Here is a 21,554-nt window from a genome sequence, read left to right as displayed (position 1 = left end):
ATGGCCAGTTGTCGAAGCCGAGGAACGGCGGATACGGTGCCGGACCCGGGTTTGGGTTGGTAATCCTGGGATCTTCGTGAGTGCCCGATTGGATGTTCGCAACGGTCACGATTGCGAAGACCAGGTAGGCCACAATAAAAAGCCCCCACCCAACCCTGCACAACGAACGCCCGCCGCCCGGCCCAACCGGCTCGATGAAAGCCGAATCGGTACTGTAGTCAACGGGGTTCGTCATGTGACAGCCCGACAATCCCTTCTTCCACACGCCGAGAAAACACGTCCGACCGGTTGAGAATAGGCGTTATCGTGAGCCGCGAACAAGGTTTGACAGGATCGTCTGGTATCAGCCCACCGTCTCCGCGGGTTTCCCGCTGTTGCCTTTGATGACAGGCATGTTTGTCCACGTCCCCTGATCGTCCCGATACCACCCCGCGGCGGCCAGCGCTCCGCCGTCGGCATGCACCACAGTCCCCGACACCCAGGCGGCTAGCGGGCTCGCCAGAAACAGAACGCAGCCCGCAATGTCCTGCGGGGTCCCGAAGCGGCCCAGCGGAATCCAGCGCGGAATATGATGCCGGTGCGATTCGTGAATCATGCGGTTGAGCGGCACCTGGGCGCTATCGGTTGTCTCGGGCGCCACGGCATTCACCCGGATGCCCTCCGGGCCCAATTCGAGGGCGAGGCTCATCGTAAAGCCCGTCACCGCCGCCTTGAACGCGCCGTATACCGCAAACCGAGGTATCCCTCGGAAGCCCTCGATCGACGAGACGTTTGTGATGCTCGCGTTCCCGTCAGCGGCGCGCAGCAGGGGCAGCATGGCGCGGCTGACCAGGAAGATGTGCTTGAGATTCACCCGATAAATGTCATCGATCTGCTCGTCGGTGAGCCGCTCGAAAGGCGTCGGTCGCGTCACGAAATGGCCGACGTTGTTCACCAGCACGTCAAGACGTCCATACCGCTTGCCGATCGTCTCGGCGAGCGCCGTCACGTCGGCGGCGGCGGTCGCGTCGCCGGTGACGACGAGCCCCCGCTCGTCGAGCAGGCTGCGCAGGTCCTCCGACCGCTCCGGGTCGACCTCGAGTGCGACGACCGACGCACCCAGGTCGGCGAATGCCGTCGCCGTGGCGCGTCCGATGCCCGCGCCCGCGCCGGTGACAAGCGCAACCTTTCCCTTGAAGTCGATCATGTCGCCTCCTGTTTCCACGACGGAGCAATGGTTGCTCCACGCTATCGATAATGTTAATTCTCATATGCGAGAATCGCGGTAACCTCAATCATCAGTTAATCAAAGAAGCGGGGAAATGAACGACCGGCACTCCAACATCGCTGGGACGCGGATGCTGATCATCGGAGCGTCCTCCGGCATCGGGCAGGCGTTGGCGAATGCCGCCCACGCCAGGGGCGCCAAGGTGGCACTCGCCGCTCGGCGGTTGGACCGGCTATCGAAACTTGCCGATCGGCTCGACGGCTCGGCATACGAGCTCGACGTGTCCGACCCGCGAGCCATCGAATCCGTCATCGGCGACGTCGCCGCCAAGTTCGGCGGGCTCGACGCGGTGGTGTTCACCAGTGCCGTGGTGCCGTTCGCGCTGATCGAGGACACTGACGTGCAGACTTGGCTGCATGCGTACTCCGTTAACGCCGTCGGCGCCTCCCACGTGCTGCGAGCGGCCCTGCCACACTTGGCGGACAACGCGGTGGTCGTCGTCGCGTCGAGCCACGACGTCGGCCGGCCCCGCGCAGGCGTTGCCGCCTACCACGCGAGCAAGGCCGCGCTCGACGAGATCCTGCGGTCCTGGCGGGCCGAGCATCCCGACCTCGCGGTGATTCGGGTGAGCGTCGGTCCCACCGAAGACACCGAGATCCTGCGCGGCGCCGACCGCGACCTGCTGGCCGGTCTGTACCGGTCCTGGGCGCAGAAAGGCCAGATTCCCGCCAAGATGTCCGCCGTCGTGGACGTGGCCAACGCAATGCTTTCCCTGATCGCCGTTTCGCGTGCGAACCCCACTGTGGTCAGCGAAATCGTGCATCTTGCTCCCCGAATCGTAAAGGGCCAGTAGCGCTTCATCGGCAACTGTACGAAAGGACAGGTCAATGGACCTTGGCTTCGAGGGTGCGACGGCGGTCGTGAGCGGAGGCAGCAAGGGGATGGGCCTGGCGATCGCCGAGAGCCTCGGGGCCGAGGGCGCTTCGGTGGCAATCATGGCACGCGGTCGGACCACGTTGGACGCAGCTGCAGAGCAAATCCGGCGGGCGGGCGCCCCTGAGGTGCTGGCGATCAGCGTCGACATGGCCGACGCCGAGTCCATCGCAGCGGGGTTCGCAGCCGTTGGTGATGCCTGGGGCCGCCTGAATGTCCTGGTGCACACGGTCGGTCCTAACGCCGGCGCGTTCGAGGAGCTTGACGACGACGACTGGCACGCGGCATTCGATCTCGGCACGCTCTCCGCAGTGCGCTCGGTCCGCGCCGCACTGCCATTGTTGCGATCGGCCGACTGGGCTCGCATCGTTACCCTCTCGGCACACTCGATCCAGCGCCAGAGCCCGCGTCTGGTCGCCTATACGGCTAGCAAATCGGCACTGTCGAGCTTTACCAAGAACTTATCTAAAAGCCTTGGCGCCGAAGGTATCCTGGTTAACTGCGTATGCCCGGGCACCATCGTAACGGCTAGTTTCACCGAGATACTTCGCGATGTGCTGGCCGCAGATGGGCTGGACTCGTCCGATCCGAAGGATGTGATGAGGTGGGTCGAGAAGACCTACGGGCATCCCTGTGACATCGGTCGTGCCGGGTTGCCCGAAGAGATTGCGTCCGTCACCGCATATCTGGCGTCACGGCGAAACGGCTACGTGACCGGAGCCACCGTCAACGTCGACGGCGGGTCGGACTTCATCTAGCGGAGCTGAGGACGCCCCGGGTTGAGAACGTGACCCCACGCAACGTGAGAGTAAAGATTACCGGCACGGCTAGAGTAAGGGCCCTCACCAGGGTTTGAAGGGAGTCCAGAAATTGACCGCGAGATCCCGACGGCTTCGAGTCATCCAGTGGGCCACCGGTGCCGTCGGCACCGAGATGATCAAGACGATCCTCGACCATCGGCCCGATCTCGAGCTGGTCGGGGCGCGAGTGTATTCCGAGGCTAAGAACGGTGTCGACGTGGGCACGCTGGTTGGCCAAAGCCCAATTGGCGTCACCGCCACCACTGATGTCGCCGAAATCCTCGCGATGGACGCCGACGTCGTGCTCTACGCGCCGTCGTTCACCAGCCTCGACGATGTGTGCGCGCTTCTGGAGAGTGGGAAAAACGTTGCGACCGTTTCGTTTCTGTTCCACCCGCAGCGCATCGGCGAAGCCGACCGCCGGCGGCTGCTCGCGGCCTGTCAGAAGGGCAACAGCACGATCCACGCCAGCGGTCTCAACCCGGGCAACCTGTCTGGTGTCCTGCCGTTAGCGCTGTCGGGGATGAGCCGCTCGATCGATCGGTTCACACTGCAGGAGCGGGCCGACTGGTCACTATGGGAGAGCACCGACATCACTTTCGACGGAATGTGGTTCGGGAGACCGACCGAGGACATCAGCCCGACGGCCAACGAGTTCCTAACCTTCAACACCGCCCTGTTCACCCAGCAGACCTGGTTCATCGCCGATACTTTGAACGCCGCGATCGACGATGTCATCGTCACCGTCGACGCGGTGCCGGCCACCAAGGACTTCCAGATCTTCGACCATAAGATACGCGCGGGCACAACTGCCGGTCAGCGCTGGAATTTCGTCGGGCAGCGCAACGGCGAGCCGCTCATCGAATTCGAGACGCTATGGACGGTGGGCGGCGAGTACCCGGAACATTGGCCAAAACCGGATGACGGGTGGACACTCACGCTGGAAGGGGACCCGTCTATGCGCGTGCACTTCTTGTGCCTCGCCAGCTTCTCGCGGCCGGCGTCGGTCGCGGAGCATGTGCGGGCAGGCCTCGTCGCTGTTGCGCTGCAAGTCGTCAATGCGATACCCGCAATATGTTCCGCGCCCGCGGGTTTCGCAACCATGGCGGATCTGCCACTGATCCGCAGCTACACGGGTTTTGGCGGCGGGCCCGTCATCGCACACTGACGCGTGGAGGCGACTGTGCTCGCTGTTACGCGGTGCACACCTTTTACGTCGTGGGCACGGCGCCGCACTCGGTCCAGTGCGCAACGAACGGGGCGATTGTCGAGAGGTCGTAGAGCCCCGGCTCGGCCGCAATCACGGCCGGGATGGCGTTGATGGCATGCATGGCGGTTGCCAGGCAACCCTGCTCGGCGTGATCCTCGTCGTGCGAGCCGATTACGAGATGGAAACTCATGTTGGGCCTGCCCTCGAAGGTCACCGCATAACCGATTTCCGTCGGCCAGTCGGGGGCCAGATCGTCGGCCATTCTGGTGAGATGTTCGACCGCAATCGTGGTTTCGCCGCAGTCGACCACCACACCAAATCGCATGGCCCCCACGGTTCCCGCGGGGATCTCCCCGGCCGCCACCGTCAGCGCCCTCGGTGTCGTCGCGACCTCACGGAAGCCCTCGATGGAGCGGATTTCCAGCCCGAGGGCCTGCGCGAGCACCGTCGCGCTGCCGATCCATGCGCTCGCGGCGTAGTCGGTGTTAGTCAGCAAGGGCGTCGTGTCGTCCGGTGCATGACCAAAACCCATCGCGTTGAAAATCAGGTCGTGGCTGGCGTAGGTCGAGTAGTTCAGCACCTCGCGCACACTAATGCGGCTGGTGCGCTCGGTGAGCCGCGACAGGATCGGCGCCAGCGACTCACCGACGAAGCCCGGGTAGAGGCCGAGCCCGAGAAAGGATGAACCGCCCGCACTGCAAGCCTTTTCGATGCCGTCGGCCAGCGATTCGTGCAGCGAGCGGGGATGGATGAACCGGCTGCCGGTGGCCACCACGTTCTTGCCCGAAGCCAGCAAGTCGCACACATCGGCGAAGCAGCCGGGCGTGTCGGTTTCGACCTTTCCCATGTACAGCACGACGTCAGCGTCGGCGGCGATCACGGCGTCGCGGTCGGCAGAGGTCAGCACGCCCGCCTCGGGAGCCCCGCACAGGGTGCCCGCGTCGACGCCGGCTTTGGCCGGGTCGTACACCCGCACCGCGACCAATTCCAGGTCCGGCCGGGCCAACACGTGGCGCAGCGACATCATGCCGGTCACCCCGGTCGCCCATTGGATCACACGCGTCATGTTCAGGCGAACCTCAATCCCATACCACGTCCAGCCGCGGCGGCGAACGGAACATCGTGCCGCTCACATAGGGCGGCGGGGCGTCGGGATCGAGGCGCAGGCCCGGAAGTTGGTCGAAGAGCGCGTTGAAGAACTTGGTGCTCTCCAACCGTGCCAAGTGCATTCCCAGGCACAGGTGCGCCCCGTGACCGAACCCGATGTGCGGCTTGCGCTCCCGGAAGATATTGAATGACTCGGCGTCCGCCCAGCGCGTCTCGTCATGGTTGGCGCTGCCGAGGTTCACCATCATGGTCGATCCCTTCGGGATGTCCAGCCCGAAGAATTCGGTGTCGGTGCTGACCTCCCGGATGAAGTTCAGCAGGGGCGTCTCCCACCGGATGCCCTCCTCGATCGCCTGCGGCAACAGACTGCGGTCGGCGCGCACCGCGTCGAGCTGGTCGGTGTGGGTCAACAGTGCCAACGCGAGGCTCGCTGTCGATCGCGACGTTGTCTCCGCTCCGGCGGGCAGAAGATTGCGCATGAATCCGTAGATTTGCTCGTCGGACATCTTGACGCCGTCGATCTCGGCCTGCGACAGGATGGTCACCATGTCGTCCTTCGGCGACTTGCGTCGGTCGGCGAGCACGCCGACGAAGTACTCCTTCATCTCCGCCGACGCTTTCATGGCAGTCTCCATGTCGGCACGAAAGCCGAGCAGGTCGATCGCCAGCCGGTGAAACTCTCCGATATCGGATTCCGGCAATCCGAGAAGCGCCGCGATGATCCGCACCGGGATCGGCATGAACACCGCGTCGACCAAGTCGGCACGCTTGTCGTCGCGGAACTTCGCGACGGTGCAATCCACCAGCGGCCCTACCAGTTCGGAGTCCCAGCGTTTCATCGAGGACTTGGCGAAAGCGAACTCGTGCAACCGGCGGTAGGTGGCGTGCTCCGGCTCCTGCATCTCCAGGATGGTCGGTCCCTGCAGGGGCCGCACCATGTCTTCGTAGATTCGGGTGCTGAAGGTGAGATTGTCCGTGAAGACGGCTTTGACGGCGTCGAACGAGTACGCCGTGAAGGTCTTCTTGCCCCCCGGCCCGTCCTCGGGGACGCCCATCTCCGGCCAGCCTGGGTGGACGGGCGCCTTCTTGCGCAGCTCCCGCAGCAACGGATAGGGGGTCGCGTCGCCGTCGGCGCCCATCCCGGCGTTGAACTTCTCCTGTGCCTCGCGGATGCGCTGCGCCCGGATCGTCTCGAAGTCGTCAGTAACCGCCGGCTCGACCACCTGCCACCTCGCGCCCGTTTGATCAACCTACATGCTGTCGGTTGCAAACGTACATCATGTAGGTTGAACGAACCAGAAGACGGGCAAACTGCGAAAGCACAACCTGGAGCGTTCGATTGGTTACTCGAGTCGTGCAATGGGCGACGGGTGCGGTTGGTCGCGCCGCGCTGCAGGAGCTCATTGAGAATCCTCATTATCAACTGGTCGGTGTGCTCGTGTACGACCCGGCAAAAAGCGGTCTTGATGCCGGCGCGCTGTGCGGGCTGCCGCCGACAACGGGCGTGATCGCCACGGCGGACAAGGACGAGATCATCGCGCTGGGCGCCGATGTCGTCGTGCACGCGGCCAGCAAGGCCCACGCGATCGAGACGAACGCTGAGGACATCTGCCGGCTACTCGCGGCGGGCAGCACGGTCATCACCACGACGTCGTACAACCATTTGCCCACCTACGGCGCGGAAACCGAGTCCGCGTTCGTCGATGCCTGCCGACAGGGCGGGTCACGGTTTCACGCAGCGGGCGAGAACCCCGGGTTCATGTTCGAGCGCCTGGTCGCCACGGTGACGGGGCTGAGCAAAACCATCGACCGGATCGACCTCTATGAAGCCACCGACGTGTCGGCCGTCGACAGCCGCCCGATGCTCGTCGACCTCATGGGCATGGGCAGACCGCCGGAAGACGTCACCGTCGATTCCCCGATCATCAATAAACTTGACATGGCCTACCGCCAAGCGCTCAACGCCACGGCCGACGTCCTCGGGATCACCCTGTCGCACATCGACGTGACCGTCGACGCGACCACGCTGCCCCATGACATCGAGGTCCTCGCGGGGACGATCGAGGCAGGAACGGTTGTCGGGCAGCGGTTCTCGTGGACCGGTCACTGGTCGGGGCGCCCGTTGCTGGCCATACACGAGGAGTGGGTACTCACCCGCGACCTTCCCCAGTGGAATATGGCGCCGCTGGCGCCCGGCGAGAAGGCGCCGCTCATCCGCGCGGTCATCAAAGGCCAGCCGAACTTCGAACTGCAGCTCGACGTCGGATCTGACGCTTCAGCGTCGCCGGGCCAGCACGCCATCCCGGGTCACCTGATGATCGCGATGGGCGCGGTTCGCGCCATCCCTTACGTGCTTGCCCAACCGCCCGGCATCGTGACCGCGCCGGTGTTCGGTGCGATCCAACTAGCGTGAGGGTCGGGTGACCGCGCGGGCAATGTGGTCACTGGGAGCCGCATGGAAGACATGCGCACTGCCGTCCGGGAGCACCCGGCGAGCCACGAGATAATCGGACCCCATCCAGCCTTGTCGGATGAACCGGCCGAACCGCAAGAACGTTCCGGGAGCGCCGCTGGCCGACGGGACCAGCTTCACCTGCTCCATCCCGTTCTTCACGCCCTCTCCGGTCAGCGGGCGCGCCGCGGCGATGGCGCGCACGATCACGGTGGCCGCGTCGTGCGACAAGCCCGGCATCGAATGTCCGGGCCGGCGTCCGTATCGGGTCTCGAACCGGTCGAGGAACGCCTGCCCGACGGTATTGCGCTCGTCGTAGCTGTCCAGACCGATCCAGCCGGACAGGTGGCGCATCCACTCCGCGCTGATGTGGGCCATTTCGAAGGCGGTTGTCGTGTACCGCGGCGGATCCCAGCCATTAGCCAGAAGCGCATCCGTAAAGCCCCACAGACCGTGCCCGAACCCGACGTGCACCAGCGCGTCGGGTTCCGACGCGCGCAGCGCTGCCACCGCTTCGGTCTTGTCGTCCTCCACTTGCGGAATCGCCACGGTTGCAACGACGTTCAAGCCGGCGGCGTCGTAGGCTTTCTGAGCGAAGGCGAGGTACTCCTTGCCGATCAGCGATGACTCGTAGGCAATCGCGATCCGCGACCGGCCGTCGCCGATCATCACCGCGGCCAGCATCACCGGCTCCTCGGCCATCGAGCCGTTGTTCAGCGCGAAGCACCACTCCCCGAGCGCACCCTCCGAACCCGAGAGGGTGACGATCGGAACGCGAGCGGTGGCCTCGACATGCGAACGCAGCGGCACCACGTTGTCCGACACCCACGGCCCGTAGATCGCCAGACAGCCCTCGGCCACAAGCTCGTCGAAGGCCCGCTCGACCGCGAGGTAGGTTCCATTGGGCAGGCCAACCACGTTGCGGGTGACGAGTTCGATCGGCCGGTCGATGAGCCCCGAGGATCTGGCTTCATCCATCACCAGCCATAGCGCATCGATGCTGTCGTTGTCGGTGTCGCCGGTGGTCGGATAATCGTTGAGCAAGCCAACTTTCAACGGAGCGACCGAACCATATGCGCGAACCTCGTCGTCTGCCATAGCGGCAACATACCGGATGAAGGTTGCTCAGGCCGTCGAGCACCCGCACCCCGTGGGCGGAAACATTAGTTTCCGAAATCTGCATACCTTGATTTCGCGGGTGTACCTTTCCAGTGGGGGCCGCCCTAAGGAGACGCAATGACGCTCGCATCACCGCTGGAATCATGCTCGCCCGCGGCCGAGCGAAGGTATCGCGTGATCCAGTGGGGCATGGGAAATGTCGGCACGTTGGCGCTGCGCCACTTCGCACACAATCCTCTCTACGAAGTGGTCGGAGTGCTCTGCAACCGTCCAGAAAAGGTCGGCAGAGACGCGGGCGAGCTAGTCGGGGTGGAGCCGATAGGCGTGCTCGCAACCACGGACAAGGCGGCCCTGGAGGCTCTCGACGCCGACTGCGTGTTCTACGCGCCGCTCTGGTCGGACGTCGACGAAATCTGCCGGCTGCTGCGCGGAGGTAAAAGCGTCGTCGCCTCGGGTGGCGCGTGGTGGCATCGTACCGAGACCAACAGCGCGGACATCGACAAGATCGAAGCGGCGTGCCAAGAGGGCGGCACGTCGTTTCATGGCGGCGGCATCCACCCCGGCTATGCGGCGGACCTGCTCGTCCTGACGCTGGCCCGGATCGTCGGCAAGACCGACCACATCCACATCTATGAGGCGGTGAACTTCAACCGGGACACCCTGAAGTATCTGGACGAAATGGGTTTCGGAAAAACCCCGTCCGAGTTCGCGAAGGGCAATCTCTTCCAGGACGCGTGGTCGTTGTTCGCGCAGTCGCTGACGATGGTCGTCGAAGGACTGGGTAAAACGGTGGAAAAGTTCACCAGGGACGTGGAATTGGGCACTGCCACCCGCGATATTCCCTATGAGGGGACCCCGGACATGGACATGCCGGGCCTTAAAGGTGTGATCAAGAAGGGCACCGTCGCCTCCCAACATCACCTGTGGACGGCGTGGGTGGACGGCCGGCCATTCATCACGTTGCACGAGTTGTACTCGTTCGTCGAACACGACGCGATCGAACCGAAGCCTGATTGGGAGCCGTATTACCACTACCGCGTGGTGATCGAGGGCGACCCGGGAACCGAGCTGATCCTGCGGGGCAGCCAGGAAGCCCGAGAGCACGCGAAGCCTGGCTATGTCGGCTACGCCTGGACCGCGATGGAACCCGTGAACTCGATCCCCGCAATCTGCGACGCGCCGCCGGGTTTCAAGTCGCACGCCGAGCTCGGCCTGATGACCGTTCGCGGGATCGTGCGCTGAGGAAAAGAACAGGCCGGGCCACTCAACATTCAACTTGAATGTTGCTACGATCGCCGGCATGGCGAAGCGCGGTGGGGCGGACGACGAACGGAGGGCCCGAGGGGAGCAGACTCGTCTGGACCTGATCGACGCGGGTCGCGAACTCTTCGTGGAATACGGATTTTTCAACACGAGCATCAGCGACATCGTGACCAAGTCGGGCGTCGGAACTCGGGGCGCGTTCTACCACCACTTCAAGGACAAGGCCGAGCTGTTTCGCGCCGTGTTCGAAGACGTCGAGAACGACCTCACGCTTCGGTCCATCGCCGCTCCCCCGCCGGGGGCGGACCCCTGGGAGCGGCTCACGAGGGGTCTGCACGGGTTCCTCGAAGCGGCACAGGAGCCAGCAGTGCAGCGGGTGATACTCCTCGACGGACCGGTGGTACTGGGCTGGCAAACGCTACGCGAAATCCAGGAGGGCAACAGCATTGCACTCATCAACGACGTGGTCCGCGAAGCGATTGCTCAAGGGATCATCGACGATCAGCCCGTCGGGGAACTGACGCACATGATCGTCGCCGCGCTCGAGGAAGCGTCGCTTCTAGTGGCGCATGCCGCAAACCCCAGCAGGGCGCGCAGGCGGGCCGCCAAAATCCTCGACCGTCTCCTGCTCTCGTTTGCCGTCGAACCCCAAAAAGTCCTGCGGCGGTGATCGGTGCAGCCGCTGGTTGCGGACGCTCGCTGCCGCGGTGGAAATGTATATTTCCATAAATCGAAATAGTGCCTCCGCTTTGCTGATAATGTCGTTTTCAACCTCTGCCCAAGGAGACCCATGCAGCCCGAAGACATGATCCTGGTGAGCGTCGACGACCACCTGGTCGAGCCCCCGAACCTGTTCGAGGGCAGGGTCTCAAGCAAGTACGCCGACCAGATACCGCGAGTCATCCGCCAACCTGACGGGTCCGAGGTCTGGACGTTCAACGGTGCGATCATTCCCAACATCGGCCTCAACGCCGTGGCCGGGCGCCCGCGCGAGGAGTACGGCATCGAGCCCACCGCCTTCGACGAGATGCGACCGGGCTGCTACGACATCCACGAGCGAGTCAAGGACATGGACGCGGGCGGCGTGCTCGGGTCGATGTGCTTCCCGTCCTTCCCCGGCTTTGCCGGCCGGCTGTTCGCGACCCACCCCGACAAGGACCTCGCGCTCGCCGTCACTCAGGCGTACAACGACTGGCACATCGACGACTGGTGCGGCTCCTATCCGGGACGCTTCCTACCGATGGGACTGCCCGTGCTCTGGGACCCGGCGTTGTGCGCCAAAGAGATCCGTCGTAACGCCGATAAAGGCTGCCACTCCGTCACTTTCACCGAAAACCCCGCCACGCTCGGATTCCCGAGCTTCCACGACGAGTACTGGGACCCGATGTGGCGGGCGCTCTCGGACACCAACACGGTGCTCTCGGTCCACTTGGGGTCCTCGGGCAAGATCACGATGACGGCCGACAACGCCCCCATCGACGTCATGATCACGCTGCAGCCGATGAATGTGTGCTCGGCGGCCGCCGACCTACTCTGGTCGCGCGTCATCAAGAAATTCCCCGACGTCCGCTTCGCGCTGTCGGAAGGCGGGACGGGTTGGATTCCGTACTTCATCGATCGGCTGGACCGCACCTACGAGATGCATCACCTGTGGACCGGCCAGGACTTTGGCTCCAAGTTGCCCAGCGAAATCTTCCGGGAGCGTTTCCTGACCTGCTTCATCGCCGATCCGATCGGAATCAAGCTCCGCCACGACATCGGCATCGACAACATCGCCTGGGAGTGCGACTACCCGCACTCCGATTCGTCGTGGCCTTCGGCGGCCGAGGAACTCGCCCTCGTCATGGCCGGGCTGCCCGACGACGAAGTCAACAAGATCACCTACGAGAACGCTTGCCGGTGGTATTCGTTCGACCCGTTCGAACACCGCACCCGCGAGCAGTGCACGGTGGGCGCCCTGCGCGCCGAGGCGGGTGACCACGACGTCGAGATCCGCAGCTTCGACCACGCCCGGTTCGAACGCACCATAGGCGCAACCCTCGGCTCCGTGAGCGCGAAGCTCGATGTCTGACAACGAACCACGCCCGTTGCGAGTCGCGGTCGTGGGCGCCTCCTCGGGTCTGGGCCGATGCATCGGAATCGGGCTCGCACAGCGGGGCGCGCACGTCGCGCTGTTGGCGCGCCGATACGACCGGTTGGTCGACGCGGCCAAGGAAGCGGGCAACGGTGCGGTGGCGGTCGCCTGCGACGTCACCGTAACCGACAGTTGCCAGAAAGCGATCTCCGAGGCGGTCGGCGCGCTAGGCGGCCTTGATGCCCTGGTGTACACGACCGGTATGGGCGTGCTCGCACCGCTGTCCGAGGTGACGGCGGAACAATGGGCGCAGCTGTTCGCCACCAACGTCACCGGCGCTTCGCTCGTCACTGCGGCCGCTGCGCCACACCTGGCTGCGACGGCCGGCTCGGCCGTGTACCTATCGTCGCTGAGTGCGTCCTATACGACTCCGTGGCCACTGCTAGGGGCGTACGCGGTTTCCAAGGGTGCGTTGGACAAACTCGTCGAGGCGTGGCGCATCGAACATCCGGAAATCGGCTTCACCCGTCTTGCCGTTGGCGACAGCCTCGGCGGCAAGGGCGACGCGCAGACGGAGTTCAACACGAGCTGGGATCCCGACGCGTTGGAGGCAGCCATCCGGTTCTGGATGGAGAACAAGTACATGCTTGGCGGGCTGGTTGACCACGAGCATCTGACCGAGGTTGTCAACTCCGTGATCCGTTGCGGTAGCAGCAGTTTCATCCCGTACCTAACCCTTGCCCCGCGCACCTCCGACGCAGTGAAGGAACTTCGCAAATGGTGAACCACGAAGCGCGAATGCTGATCGATCGCAAGCTCGTCGAGTCCGAGACCGGGCGGCAGTTCGAGATGAAAGAGACACGATGAAGTCCAAGGCAGCGGTGTTGCGCGGTGTCGGCGTGGACTGGGAAGTCGCCGAAGTAGAGCTCGACCCACCCCACGCGGGTGAAGTCCTGGTCAAGATGGCCTACGCGGGAATTTGCCACTCAGACGAGCACTTCTACACCGGCGACAGCGTGCCGACCCCGGAGATGGAAGAAATGATGCGGGCATCCGGCCTTTCCGTGCCCGAATGGTTCCCCATGCTCGGCGGCCACGAGGGCTCCGGCGTCGTCGAAGTGGTCGGCCCCGAGGTGAAGACACTCAAACCCGGTGACCACGTGGCGATCTCGTTCCTGCCTGCTTGCGGCAGCTGCCGATGGTGCGCTACCGGCTACAGCTACCTGTGCGACATTGGCTCCGACATCTACAGCAAGGCAATGACCACCGACGGCACCCGGCGTCGCCACCTCGGTGACGAGGACCTGATGGCGATGATGCAGGTCGGCACGTTCTCCGAGTACGTGGTGGCGTCCGAGCGTTCGCTGGTGAAAGTGAACGACTGGATCCCCCTGGAGGCCGCGTCACTGGTGTCCTGCGGTGTGACAACGGGATTCGGGTCGGGATCCGTCGCGGCGGGCACGGGAGCGGGTGACACCGTCGTCGTGATTGGTGTCGGCGGAATCGGCATGAACGCGGTGCAAGGCGCCAAGATCGCGGGCGCCAAGCACATCGTCGCTGTCGACCCCAACGAATTCAAGCGTGAGATCGCGCCGACGTTCGGCGCCACCCACACCGCCGTCGACGCCGGTGCGGCAGTGGAACTGGTCAAGGAGATCACCTGGGGGGTCATGGCCGATCGCGTCGTGCTCACACCCGGGGTCGTCCCCGCAGACCTGATCTTTACGGCGATGATGTTGTTGCGCAAGGGCGGAACCTGTGTGCTGACCGGAATGGCCAAGATCACCGACATGATGGTCCCGATGATGCTCGGCGACATGGTCAACTCCTGCAAGACCTTCAAAGGAGCCCTCTACGGCGAGATGAACCCGCGCGAAGCCATGCCCAAGCTGCTATCGATGTACGAGGCGGGGCTGATCAAGCTCGACGAGCTGGTAACCCAGAAGTACAAGCTGGACGACATCAACGAGGCCATGAAAGACCTTCGCGCCGGCAAGAACATCCGGGGCGTCATCGCCTTCGAGTAGTTGCAACGCTTCCTAGAGCTGCACCCCGAGCAGCGCGTCGACGGCGGTCGCCACAGACACCGGCGCCCCGGCGTCATGGCCACCGTACTCGAGCGCATCCGTCGTCCAACCATCAAGCGCGGCAAGGGCTTTCGGGGTGTCGAGGTCGTCGGCAAGGTACTGGCGCACCCGGGCGATGACGTCGGCGGCGTCCGGGCCGGCGGGCAGGGCGGTCGCGGCCCGCCAGCGCCCCAGCCGCTCGGTCGCCTCGTCGAGCACCTGGCGGCTCCAAGAGCGGTCGGCGCGGTAGTGCCCGGCCAACAGCCCCAACCGGATCGCCGCCGGCTCGACACCTTGGGCGCGCAGCTCCGACACCAGCACCAGGTTGCCGCGGCTCTTGGACATCTTGTGCCCGTCCCAGCCGATCATCCCGGCGTGCACGTAGTGGCGGGCGAATCTGCGTTCGCCGCGGACACATTCGGCGTGGGCGGCGGTGAATTCGTGATGCGGGAAGATCAGGTCGCTGCCGCCGCCCTGGATGTCCACGGGACTGCCGATTCGGCTGAGCGCGATCGCCGCGCACTCGACGTGCCAGCCGGGCCGGCCGGCGCCGAACGGCGAGGGCCAGCTGGGCTCGCCGGGCCGCGCCGCCCGCCACAACAGGGCGTCGAGTTCGTCGGTCTTGCCGGCGCGGTCCGGGTCGCCGCCGCGCTCGGCGAACAGCTGCAGCATGGTGTCGCGGTCATAGCCGGACTCGTAGCCGAACTGCACGGTGGCGTCCGCCCGGTAGTAGATGTCGGGATAGTCGCCGTCGAGGACGTACGCCGCACCCGACGCCAGCATCTTCTCGACGAGCTCCACCACTTCGGCGATCGCCTCCGTCGCGCCGACGTACTCGCGCGGCGGCAGTATCCGCAGCGCCGTCATGTCCTGGCGGAAGAGGTCGACCTCCCGATCGCCCAGCTCGCGCCAGCCGACGCCGTCGCGCTCGGCGCGTTCGAGTAGGGGGTCGTCGATGTCGGTGACGTTCTGCACGTAGTGCACATCGTGACCGAGGTCCAGCCACTGCCGGTGCACCAGGTCGAAGGCCAGGTAGGTGGCCGCGTGACCGAGGTGGGTGGCGTCGTAGGGGGTGATGCCGCAGACGTACATGGTGGCCTTGGACCCGGCCGCCACCGGGCGCACCTGCCGGTCGGAGGTGTCGTACAGCCGCAGCTCCGGGCCGCGCCCCGGCAGCACCGGGACCTGTGCGGAAGACCACGTCTGCATAACGTCGACTCTAAACGCGCACGGGATCAGCGAAATTCCTGGCGGATGGCGCCGAGCAGAATCGGCGCCAGCTCAGCGCGGCACATGACGAAGTCGGGCAGGTACGGGTCGAGCTGGTTGTAGCGCAGCGGCGAGCCGTCCAGCCGCGACGCATGCATGCCGGCGGCCATCAGCACCCCGGCCGGGGCCGCCGAGTCCCATTCCCACTGCCCCCCGGCGTGCACATACGCGTCGACGTCGCCGTCGATGACGGCCATCGCCTTGGCGCCCGCAGATCCGATCGCCACGGGCTGAATGTGCAGCGTCTGGCGGATGCGATACAGCACCGCTGGTGGCCGGGTGGCGCTGACCGCGATTCGGATGGTCCCGGGGATGCCGGTGCGCGCGGCGCCGGCGGTCACGGTGTCGCTGCGGTACACCGTGTTGCCACGGGCGGGCAGCGAGACGGCCGCGTCGGTGATCTCGCGCTGCCCGTCGGTGGGCCGCTGCCACAGCGCGATGTGGACCGCCCAGTCGTCGCGTCCCGGCGTGGAGAACTCGCGGGTGCCGTCCAGCGGGTCGATGATCCACACCCGGTCGTGATTGACCCGGGAAAGGTCGTCGTAGGCCTCCTCGCTGAGCACCGCGTCGCCGGGCCGCTCGGCCCGCAGCCGGCGCAGGATCAACGCGTTCGCCAGGCTGTCCCCCGCGTCGCCGAGGGCCCAGGGATGGCCGAAACCGATTTCGTCGCGCACCTTGAGCAACAGCTCCCCCGCGTCTGCGGCGAGATCGGCGGCGAGGGCGGCGTCCGTCATCTCACCCGGCGCGGAAGTCACCGGTTCAGTATCGCCGACGACCTAGGCCGCTTTAACCGGTGGCGGCGACCCGCTGCGCCCGGCTCCGCCGCGCTTGCGATCGCCGCACTAGAACGCCGGCCAGGGAATGGGGCGGTGCCGGTTGGGCGCCGGCATGACCGGGTTGTCCAGCAGCCGGCACGCGCGCCGGCGCAGCGCCGCAATTTCCGCGCTGGTGATGTGCCCGGCCAGTTCGTCGGCGAACGAGCCGGCCAGGGACTCGGCGAGCCCGGCGATCGCCTGGCACGTGTTGTCGTCGATCGGCTTGCCGGCCCAGCCCCACAGCACGGTCCGCAGCTTGTTCTCCACGTGCAGGGACACCCCGTGGTCGACGCCGTAGATGTGGCCCTCGAGGTCGCGCAGGACATGGCCGCCCTTGCGATCGGCGTTGTTGATCAGCACGTCGAACACCGCCATCCGCCACAACCGGATGTCGTCGGCGTGCATCAGGACCACCTCGTCACCGGCGTAGTCGTAGGCCCGCAGGACCGGCAGATAACCCGGCTCATGTTTGTCGGCGGGAAACAGGTCGACCAGGTCGGGCAGGTTCGTGGGGGGCGAATCCACCGCGTCACCGGGCTGCTGTATCCACAGCTGCAGCATGCCCGGGCCCGCCGGCCCATGCCGAATGATGGTGTAGGGCACGATGTTCCAGCCCAACTGCACCGACACGAGGTACGCCCCGAGTTCGCGCCCGGCCAGGGTCCCGTCCGGGAAATCCCACAGCGGCGCCTCACCGGAGATCGGTTTGTAGACGCAGTGCACGCTGACCTCGCCGAGCGTCGACTCGCACAGGAAGGTGGCGTTGCTGGCGGAGCGGATGCGTCCGAGGACCGTCAGTTCGCCGTCCCGCAGCACCTCCCGCTCGTGCGCCTCGTTATTCCTCGGCGTCATCGTCGGGCCCGAGAAGCGCGCTGCGCTTGTAGCCGTTGGTGCGCGCGCAGATGTGGCCCTCGGGGTCCAGCGGTTCGTCGCACAGCGGGCACGGCGGACGGCCGGCCGAGATGACGCGGTTGGAGCGGGTGGCGAATTGGCGTGCCGACTCCGGCGTCAGGAAGACCCGCACCGCGTCGGGGCCTTCCTCGGTGTCGTCGAGCACGACCGAGGCGTCGAACTCGGCGTCGGTGACGGCTAGCAACTCGACCACCACCGTCTGCGCCTCCGAGTCCCAGCCGAGGCCCATGGTCCCGACCCGGAACTCCGCGTCGACGGGCGTGATCAACGGGCTGAGGTCGTCGATCTCGGCGGGCTCCGGCGGAACCGGCGTGCCGAACCTTCGATTCACCTCGAGCAGCAGCGCGCCGATGCGCTCCGCGAGCACCGCGACCTGTTGCTTCTCCAAGACCACCGACACCACCCGCGAATCGCCCACGGCCTGTATGTAAAACGTGCGATTTCCGGGCTGGCCGACGGTCCCGGCCACGAAGCGGTCGGGGGTGCGGAAGACGTGAATTGCGCGGGCCATGGCACCTCCAAAATACCGGCTGTTGCCGTTGCCGTGCGATTCGATTGCCCCGCCGCAGCGAAACTAATCAGTCGACCCGCCGACCACCGCGTCGCTCGTCGGCACCGCTTCGGCCGGCCCGGTTTGCGACTCCCCTTTCGACTCATCGTGAGCCTCATCACCCTTGGACTCGTCCTTCGGCGGGGGCCCCGCCCGCAGCGCGGCGGACAGCCGGGCGCCCGTGTGGTTGACGTGCAACACGAATGGCCGCAGCGGGGTGTAGCGGATCACGGTCACCGACCCGGGGTCGGCGGTGACGCGCTGGAACCCGTCCAGGTGCATGCCGTACGCGTCGGCGACGACGGACTTGATGACGTCACCGTGGGTGCAGGCCACCCAGAGCGCGTCGGCGCCGTCTGCTCCGCCGAGTTCTCCGCCAATTTCTAAGGCCAGCCGCCGGTCATGCGCGCGGATGGCCGCCACAGCGCGGGCCTGGACCTGCGCCAGGCCCTCGCCGCCGGGGAACACCGCCGCGCTGGGGTGGGCCTGGACCACCCGCCACAACGGCTCCTTCGTCAACTCGCCGATCTTGCGGCCGGTCCAGTCGCCGTAGTCCACCTCGGCGAGCTCCTCGTCGATCAGCGGCTCGAGGCACAGCGCTTCGGCCAGCGGCTCGACGGTGCGCCGGCAGCGCAGCAGCGGGGAGGTGACCACCGCGCGGATCGGCAGGTCGCCGATCCGGTCGATCAGCCCGGCGGCCTGCTCGCGGCCCTTGTCGTCGAGGTCGACGCCCTCCGACCGCCCAGCCAGCACACCGGCGGTGTTCGAGGTGGAGCGGCCGTGCCTGAGCAGGATGACGGTCACGACGACGACCGTACTCGGTACGGGCGGGCGCGACTGGTTCGCTAGCGGGAGACCGGCACGGCGTGCGCGATCGAGTCGCGTACGGCGGCGGTCAGGCTGCGCTCGTCGGTGAGGTCGATGTCGACCAGGCCGCGGATCGCCCGCGCGACCACGTCCTCGGCCTGCGGAACGGGGCCGGAGAGGCGTGGGCGGTAGATTTCGACGACGAGCGAGCGGTGCTCGATGTGGAAGGAGAAACTGCGCCCATCACCGAGCTGCCCGTACCCGCTGGCAAAGATTCCCGTCGAGATGTCCTCGACAGCAAACTCTTTGTCTGCGACATGCCGGTCAACGATGACGGTCATGACGCGACCATACCTCTCCAGTCCGACCCCATGCAGGCAACATGGCCATATTGGATGCGAAACCGTTCCCTAAAATTTGAATTTCACATTGGTGACGCGAGGGAAAATAATTGCTGCGACGACATACGGGCGACAAACCGGCAGTCCAGGGCGCGTTCCTTGCGCTGGCGTTTTTGCTGGTAGCCGCCGTGGGTTGCTCGGGCGATCCGCTCGGTAGTGCGCCGCCCACGATCGAACCCGCCCAGCCGGCAGTCTCCCCGCCGGCGTCGCAACCCGCGGCCGGCAAGGTGCGACAGCTGGCCGGCCACGGCGCCGCGGCAATCTTCGACGGGGCCACCCGTCAACTGGCCGTCCTGGCCCCCGGGACCGACCCGGAGGCGCCCGCCAGCCTCACCCAGTTCGGTGACCCGCAGGCCCCGCCGCGGGTGGTCGACCTGCCGGGCCCGGCGACCGCGTTGACCGGCGACGGCCGCGGCACGGCCTTCCTGGCCACCCGGGGCGGCTACTTCGTCGTCGACCTGTCCGCCGGCCGCGCGACCCGCGTGCCCGTCGCCAACGCCCAGCAGGTCGACTTCACCGCGGTCGCCCAGCGAGCCGACGGAACGCTGGTGCTGGGCAGCTCGGACGGCGCCCTCTACACCTTCGCCTCCCGGACACCGGCCTCGGTACGCAGCGCCACCATCAGCAGCCGCAATAAGATCTTCGCTCGTGTGGATGCGATTGTGGCACAAGGGAATACGATAGTGGTCCTGGATCGGGGCCAGACCTCGGTGACGACGATCGGCGCCGACGGACGCGCCCAACAGGCGCTGCGTGCCGGGGAGGGCGCGACCACCCTGGCCGCCGACTCGCTGGGTCGCGTCCTGGTCGCCGACACCCGCGGCGGGCAGCTGCTGGTCTACGGCGTCGATCCGCTGATCCTGCGGCAGGCCTACCCGGTGCGGCAGTCCCCGTACGGCCTGGCCGGTTCCCGGGGGCTGGCCTGGGTGTCCCTCACCGCGGCGAACGTCGTCATTGGTTACGATCTGTCAACCGGAATTCCCGTCGAAAGGGTGCGATACCCAACCGTGCAGCAACCCAACTCGCTGGCTTTTGACGAAGCGTCGGGCACCTTGTACGTGGTGTCGGGGTCGGGTGCGGGTGTCCAGGTCATCGAGCACGCGGCGGGCACGCCGTGACGAGCCGTCAAGCGCCGCGGTGGAGCCGGCTGCCGGCGGGCTGGGAAGCGGAGATGTCCGACGAATACGAATGGATCCCGCTGCGCCTGCCGCCGGAAGTGACGCGGCTCAGCGCGTCCATCCGGCTGTCCATCGAGGCCGAATATCGCGGCTGGGAACTCACCCGGGTGCGCCTCTACACCGACGGCAGCCGACGGGTGTTGTTGCGCCGCAAGAAGACTCGTCTGGACAGCCGGCGGCCCGACCAACCGGAATTGTGATGTACCGGCTTACCCGCCGGCTGTTGTTCCTCTTCCCGCCCGAACGCATTCACACGCTGGTGTTCGCACTGCTGCGCGCCGTCACGGTTCTGCCCGTCGCGCGGCGGTCGCTGCACCGACGGCTCGGCCCGACCGACCCGGTGCTGGCCAGCACGGTGTTCGGGGTACGTTTCCCCGGACCGCTGGGCCTGGCCGCCGGCTTCGATAAGGACGGCAAGGGGCTGCTCACCTGGGGCGCGTTGGGTTTCGGATACGCCGAGGTGGGCACCGTCACGGCGCAACCGCAGCCCGGCAACCCCGGCCCCCGCCTGTTCCGGCTGCCCGCCGACCGGGCCCTGCTGAACCGGATGGGGTTCAACAATCGCGGCGCCGGCGCGCTGGCGATCCGCCTCACCCACCGCCGCCCCGAGGTGCCGATCGGGGTCAACATCGGCAAGACAAAGGCGGTCGCGGCCGCCGACGCCATCGGCGACTATCGGGCCAGCGCCCGGCTGGTGGGACCGCTCGCGTCGTATCTGGTGGTCAACGTCAGCTCGCCGAACACTCCGGGGCTGCGCGACCTGCAGGCGGTGGAATCGCTGCGGCCCATCCTGCAGGGCGTCCTGCTGGAGGCCTCGACGACGTCGACGCCGGTGCTGGTCAAGATCGCACCCGACCTTTCCGATTCCGACGTCGACGACATCGCCGACCTGGCCGTCGAGCTGGGTCTGGCCGGGATCGTCGCGACCAACACCACCGTGTCGCGGGAGGGACTGAACACGCCGAGAGTGAAAAAGCTTGGCGCGGGCGGTATCTCGGGGCCGCCGGTGGCGCGCAGGGCGGTCGAGGTGCTGCGTCGGCTCTACGGCCGGGTGGGTGACCGCCTGGTGCTCATCAGCGTGGGCGGCATCGAGACGGCCGACGACGCGTGGGAGCGGATCACCGCGGGCGCGTCGCTGCTGCAGGGCTACACCGGTTTCATCTACGGAGGGGGCTTGTGGCCCAAGCACATTCACGACGGCATCGCCCGACGCTTGCATGACGGCGGGTTCGCCTCGCTCGGCGACGCGGTGGGGTCCGCGGCCATCGACCCGGGTCGACCGACGGGCGACTCAGAACGGCTTGGCGAGCCGGGATAGCCGTCCTATTTGGCGCGTGTCAATTAAAGCGGTTGAACGCCTTGCCAATACGCTCTCCCGCCATGCGGGTTGT

22 protein-coding genes are annotated in these 21,554 nt (G+C 66.2%); 12 read left to right on the top strand and 10 right to left on the bottom strand.

Annotated features, from left to right (window positions below; all coding sequences use genetic code 11):
• Positions 1 to 343 precede the first annotated feature (343 nt).
• On the bottom strand, positions 344 to 1,186 hold the full coding sequence (locus AC5Y4S_RS20225) for an SDR family NAD(P)-dependent oxidoreductase (protein WP_500034407.1): 843 nt from the start codon (positions 1,184 to 1,186) through the stop codon (positions 344 to 346).
• 115 nt (positions 1,187 to 1,301) lie between these two features.
• On the opposite strand from AC5Y4S_RS20225, the gene AC5Y4S_RS20220 reads away from it, so the two are divergent.
• From AC5Y4S_RS20220 to AC5Y4S_RS20210, 3 genes are all read left to right on the top strand, one after another.
• Positions 1,302 to 2,060, top strand: coding sequence for an SDR family oxidoreductase (locus AC5Y4S_RS20220; RefSeq protein WP_500034406.1), 759 nt, complete (start codon positions 1,302 to 1,304; stop codon positions 2,058 to 2,060).
• A 34-nt stretch (positions 2,061 to 2,094) separates the two neighbouring features.
• Complete coding sequence (locus tag AC5Y4S_RS20215) at positions 2,095 to 2,898, top strand: SDR family NAD(P)-dependent oxidoreductase (RefSeq protein ID WP_500034405.1); 804 nt, start codon at positions 2,095 to 2,097, stop codon at positions 2,896 to 2,898.
• A 142-nt stretch (positions 2,899 to 3,040) separates the two neighbouring features.
• Positions 3,041 to 4,108 carry an NAD(P)H-dependent amine dehydrogenase family protein gene (locus AC5Y4S_RS20210; protein ID WP_500034632.1) on the top strand — a complete coding sequence of 356 codons (1,068 nt, stop codon included), beginning with the start codon at positions 3,041 to 3,043 and terminating at the stop codon, positions 4,106 to 4,108.
• Between the two features lie 43 nt (positions 4,109 to 4,151).
• Here the strand turns inward: AC5Y4S_RS20210 and AC5Y4S_RS20205 are convergent, their stop codons facing one another.
• Both AC5Y4S_RS20205 and AC5Y4S_RS20200 read right to left on the bottom strand, forming a co-directional pair.
• On the bottom strand, positions 4,152 to 5,216 hold the full coding sequence (locus AC5Y4S_RS20205) for an NAD(P)H-dependent amine dehydrogenase family protein (RefSeq protein WP_500034404.1): 1,065 nt from the start codon (positions 5,214 to 5,216) through the stop codon (positions 4,152 to 4,154).
• A gap of 13 nt (positions 5,217 to 5,229) precedes the next feature.
• Complete coding sequence (locus AC5Y4S_RS20200) at positions 5,230 to 6,480, bottom strand: cytochrome P450 (RefSeq protein WP_500034403.1); 1,251 nt, start codon at positions 6,478 to 6,480, stop codon at positions 5,230 to 5,232.
• A gap of 131 nt (positions 6,481 to 6,611) precedes the next feature.
• On the opposite strand from AC5Y4S_RS20200, the gene AC5Y4S_RS20195 reads away from it, so the two are divergent.
• Positions 6,612 to 7,670, top strand: coding sequence for an NAD(P)H-dependent amine dehydrogenase family protein (locus tag AC5Y4S_RS20195; protein ID WP_500034402.1), 1,059 nt, complete (start codon positions 6,612 to 6,614; stop codon positions 7,668 to 7,670).
• Here the strand turns inward: AC5Y4S_RS20195 and AC5Y4S_RS20190 are convergent.
• Complete coding sequence (locus AC5Y4S_RS20190; protein ID WP_500034401.1) at positions 7,662 to 8,807, bottom strand: ABC transporter substrate-binding protein; 1,146 nt, start codon at positions 8,805 to 8,807, stop codon at positions 7,662 to 7,664. The two genes, AC5Y4S_RS20195 and AC5Y4S_RS20190, sit on opposite strands and share 9 nt — an antisense overlap.
• Positions 8,808 to 8,945: 138 nt before the next feature.
• Between AC5Y4S_RS20190 and AC5Y4S_RS20185 the strand changes: the two genes are divergently transcribed.
• The 5 genes from AC5Y4S_RS20185 (at position 8,946) to AC5Y4S_RS20165 (ending at position 14,192) form a co-directional block, all read left to right on the top strand.
• Positions 8,946 to 10,070, top strand: coding sequence for an NAD(P)H-dependent amine dehydrogenase family protein (locus AC5Y4S_RS20185; RefSeq protein ID WP_500034400.1), 1,125 nt, complete (start codon positions 8,946 to 8,948; stop codon positions 10,068 to 10,070).
• 58 nt (positions 10,071 to 10,128) lie between these two features.
• Positions 10,129 to 10,761, top strand: a complete 633-nt coding sequence (locus tag AC5Y4S_RS20180) for a TetR/AcrR family transcriptional regulator (RefSeq protein WP_500034399.1) — start codon at positions 10,129 to 10,131, stop codon at positions 10,759 to 10,761.
• Positions 10,762 to 10,881: 120 nt separating this feature from the next.
• Positions 10,882 to 12,162 carry an amidohydrolase family protein gene (locus tag AC5Y4S_RS20175; RefSeq protein ID WP_500034398.1) on the top strand — a complete coding sequence of 427 codons (1,281 nt, stop codon included), beginning with the start codon at positions 10,882 to 10,884 and terminating at the stop codon, positions 12,160 to 12,162.
• Positions 12,155 to 12,949 carry an SDR family oxidoreductase gene (locus AC5Y4S_RS20170; RefSeq protein WP_500034397.1) on the top strand — a complete coding sequence of 265 codons (795 nt, stop codon included), beginning with the start codon at positions 12,155 to 12,157 and terminating at the stop codon, positions 12,947 to 12,949. Before AC5Y4S_RS20175 ends, AC5Y4S_RS20170 begins: the two co-directional genes overlap by 8 nt.
• Positions 12,950 to 13,028: 79 nt before the next feature.
• The gene (locus AC5Y4S_RS20165; protein WP_500034396.1) at positions 13,029 to 14,192 is read left to right on the top strand and encodes an NDMA-dependent alcohol dehydrogenase; all 1,164 of its coding nucleotides are present in this window, start codon (positions 13,029 to 13,031) and stop codon (positions 14,190 to 14,192) included.
• 12 nt (positions 14,193 to 14,204) lie between these two features.
• On the opposite strand, the gene mshC is transcribed toward AC5Y4S_RS20165, so the two are convergent.
• The 6 genes from mshC to AC5Y4S_RS20135 all read right to left on the bottom strand — a co-directional run bounded on the left by mshC (position 14,205) and on the right by AC5Y4S_RS20135 (position 18,925).
• Positions 14,205 to 15,440 (bottom strand): cysteine--1-D-myo-inosityl 2-amino-2-deoxy-alpha-D-glucopyranoside ligase, encoded by a 1,236-nt coding sequence (mshC, locus tag AC5Y4S_RS20160; protein WP_500034395.1) that lies wholly within the window; start codon positions 15,438 to 15,440, stop codon positions 14,205 to 14,207.
• A gap of 26 nt (positions 15,441 to 15,466) precedes the next feature.
• A complete protein-coding gene (locus AC5Y4S_RS20155; RefSeq protein ID WP_068108429.1) occupies positions 15,467 to 16,234 on the bottom strand; it encodes a 3'(2'),5'-bisphosphate nucleotidase CysQ in 768 nt (255 codons plus the stop codon).
• Positions 16,235 to 16,342: 108 nt separating this feature from the next.
• The gene (locus AC5Y4S_RS20150) at positions 16,343 to 17,167 is read right to left on the bottom strand and encodes an SCO1664 family protein (protein ID WP_500034394.1); all 825 of its coding nucleotides are present in this window, start codon (positions 17,165 to 17,167) and stop codon (positions 16,343 to 16,345) included.
• Positions 17,151 to 17,738, bottom strand: a complete 588-nt coding sequence (locus tag AC5Y4S_RS20145) for a DUF3090 domain-containing protein (protein WP_068108432.1) — start codon at positions 17,736 to 17,738, stop codon at positions 17,151 to 17,153. The genes AC5Y4S_RS20150 and AC5Y4S_RS20145 overlap by 17 nt, the downstream gene beginning before the upstream one ends.
• Positions 17,739 to 17,801: 63 nt before the next feature.
• Positions 17,802 to 18,581 (bottom strand): histidine phosphatase family protein, encoded by a 780-nt coding sequence (locus AC5Y4S_RS20140; protein ID WP_500034393.1) that lies wholly within the window; start codon positions 18,579 to 18,581, stop codon positions 17,802 to 17,804.
• Positions 18,582 to 18,622: 41 nt separating this feature from the next.
• Entirely contained in the window at positions 18,623 to 18,925 is a 303-nt protein-coding gene (locus AC5Y4S_RS20135; RefSeq protein ID WP_068108438.1) for a hypothetical protein, read from the bottom strand.
• A gap of 113 nt (positions 18,926 to 19,038) precedes the next feature.
• Here AC5Y4S_RS20135 and AC5Y4S_RS20130 point away from each other — a divergent pair, with 113 nt between their 5' ends.
• The 3 genes from AC5Y4S_RS20130 to AC5Y4S_RS20120 are packed head-to-tail and all read left to right on the top strand — an operon-like array spanning position 19,039 to position 21,481.
• On the top strand, positions 19,039 to 20,103 hold the full coding sequence (locus tag AC5Y4S_RS20130) for a YncE family protein (RefSeq protein WP_500034631.1): 1,065 nt from the start codon (positions 19,039 to 19,041) through the stop codon (positions 20,101 to 20,103).
• Between the two features lie 53 nt (positions 20,104 to 20,156).
• Positions 20,157 to 20,363 (top strand): DUF5703 family protein, encoded by a 207-nt coding sequence (locus AC5Y4S_RS20125; protein ID WP_068108689.1) that lies wholly within the window; start codon positions 20,157 to 20,159, stop codon positions 20,361 to 20,363.
• On the top strand, positions 20,363 to 21,481 hold the full coding sequence (locus AC5Y4S_RS20120) for a quinone-dependent dihydroorotate dehydrogenase (RefSeq protein WP_500034392.1): 1,119 nt from the start codon (positions 20,363 to 20,365) through the stop codon (positions 21,479 to 21,481). The genes AC5Y4S_RS20125 and AC5Y4S_RS20120 overlap by 1 nt, the downstream gene beginning before the upstream one ends.
• The last annotated feature ends 73 nt before the right edge of the window (positions 21,482 to 21,554 follow it).

The sequence above is a fragment of the Mycobacterium sp. NGS64 genome, assembly GCF_059812245.1.
The sequence above is the reverse complement of the archived record's forward strand: the minus strand, read 5'-3'. Positions and strand labels throughout refer to the sequence as shown.

What these genes read in the sequence shown, in the direction of transcription:
- AC5Y4S_RS20190 (WP_500034401.1), bottom strand. Translation starts at nt 8,807, where the DNA reads ATGGCAGACGACGAGGTTCGCGCATATGGTTCGGTCGCTCCGTTGAAA.
- mshC (WP_500034395.1), bottom strand. Translation starts at nt 15,440, where the DNA reads ATGCAGACGTGGTCTTCCGCACAGGTCCCGGTGCTGCCGGGGCGCGGC.
- AC5Y4S_RS20125 (WP_068108689.1), top strand. Translation starts at nt 20,157, where the DNA reads ATGTCCGACGAATACGAATGGATCCCGCTGCGCCTGCCGCCGGAAGTG.
- AC5Y4S_RS20175 (WP_500034398.1), top strand. Translation starts at nt 10,882, where the DNA reads ATGCAGCCCGAAGACATGATCCTGGTGAGCGTCGACGACCACCTGGTC.
- AC5Y4S_RS20170 (WP_500034397.1), top strand. Translation starts at nt 12,155, where the DNA reads ATGTCTGACAACGAACCACGCCCGTTGCGAGTCGCGGTCGTGGGCGCC.
- AC5Y4S_RS20155 (WP_068108429.1), bottom strand. Translation starts at nt 16,234, where the DNA reads ATGACGGACGCCGCCCTCGCCGCCGATCTCGCCGCAGACGCGGGGGAG.
- AC5Y4S_RS20220 (WP_500034406.1), top strand. Translation starts at nt 1,302, where the DNA reads ATGAACGACCGGCACTCCAACATCGCTGGGACGCGGATGCTGATCATC.
- AC5Y4S_RS20205 (WP_500034404.1), bottom strand. Translation starts at nt 5,216, where the DNA reads ATGACGCGTGTGATCCAATGGGCGACCGGGGTGACCGGCATGATGTCG.
- AC5Y4S_RS20215 (WP_500034405.1), top strand. Translation starts at nt 2,095, where the DNA reads ATGGACCTTGGCTTCGAGGGTGCGACGGCGGTCGTGAGCGGAGGCAGC.
- AC5Y4S_RS20120 (WP_500034392.1), top strand. Translation starts at nt 20,363, where the DNA reads ATGTACCGGCTTACCCGCCGGCTGTTGTTCCTCTTCCCGCCCGAACGC.
- AC5Y4S_RS20135 (WP_068108438.1), bottom strand. Translation starts at nt 18,925, where the DNA reads ATGACCGTCATCGTTGACCGGCATGTCGCAGACAAAGAGTTTGCTGTC.
- AC5Y4S_RS20180 (WP_500034399.1), top strand. Translation starts at nt 10,129, where the DNA reads ATGGCGAAGCGCGGTGGGGCGGACGACGAACGGAGGGCCCGAGGGGAG.
- AC5Y4S_RS20145 (WP_068108432.1), bottom strand. Translation starts at nt 17,738, where the DNA reads ATGGCCCGCGCAATTCACGTCTTCCGCACCCCCGACCGCTTCGTGGCC.
- AC5Y4S_RS20185 (WP_500034400.1), top strand. Translation starts at nt 8,946, where the DNA reads ATGACGCTCGCATCACCGCTGGAATCATGCTCGCCCGCGGCCGAGCGA.
- AC5Y4S_RS20165 (WP_500034396.1), top strand. Translation starts at nt 13,029, where the DNA reads ATGAAGTCCAAGGCAGCGGTGTTGCGCGGTGTCGGCGTGGACTGGGAA.
- AC5Y4S_RS20150 (WP_500034394.1), bottom strand. Translation starts at nt 17,167, where the DNA reads ATGACGCCGAGGAATAACGAGGCGCACGAGCGGGAGGTGCTGCGGGAC.
- AC5Y4S_RS20225 (WP_500034407.1), bottom strand. Translation starts at nt 1,186, where the DNA reads ATGATCGACTTCAAGGGAAAGGTTGCGCTTGTCACCGGCGCGGGCGCG.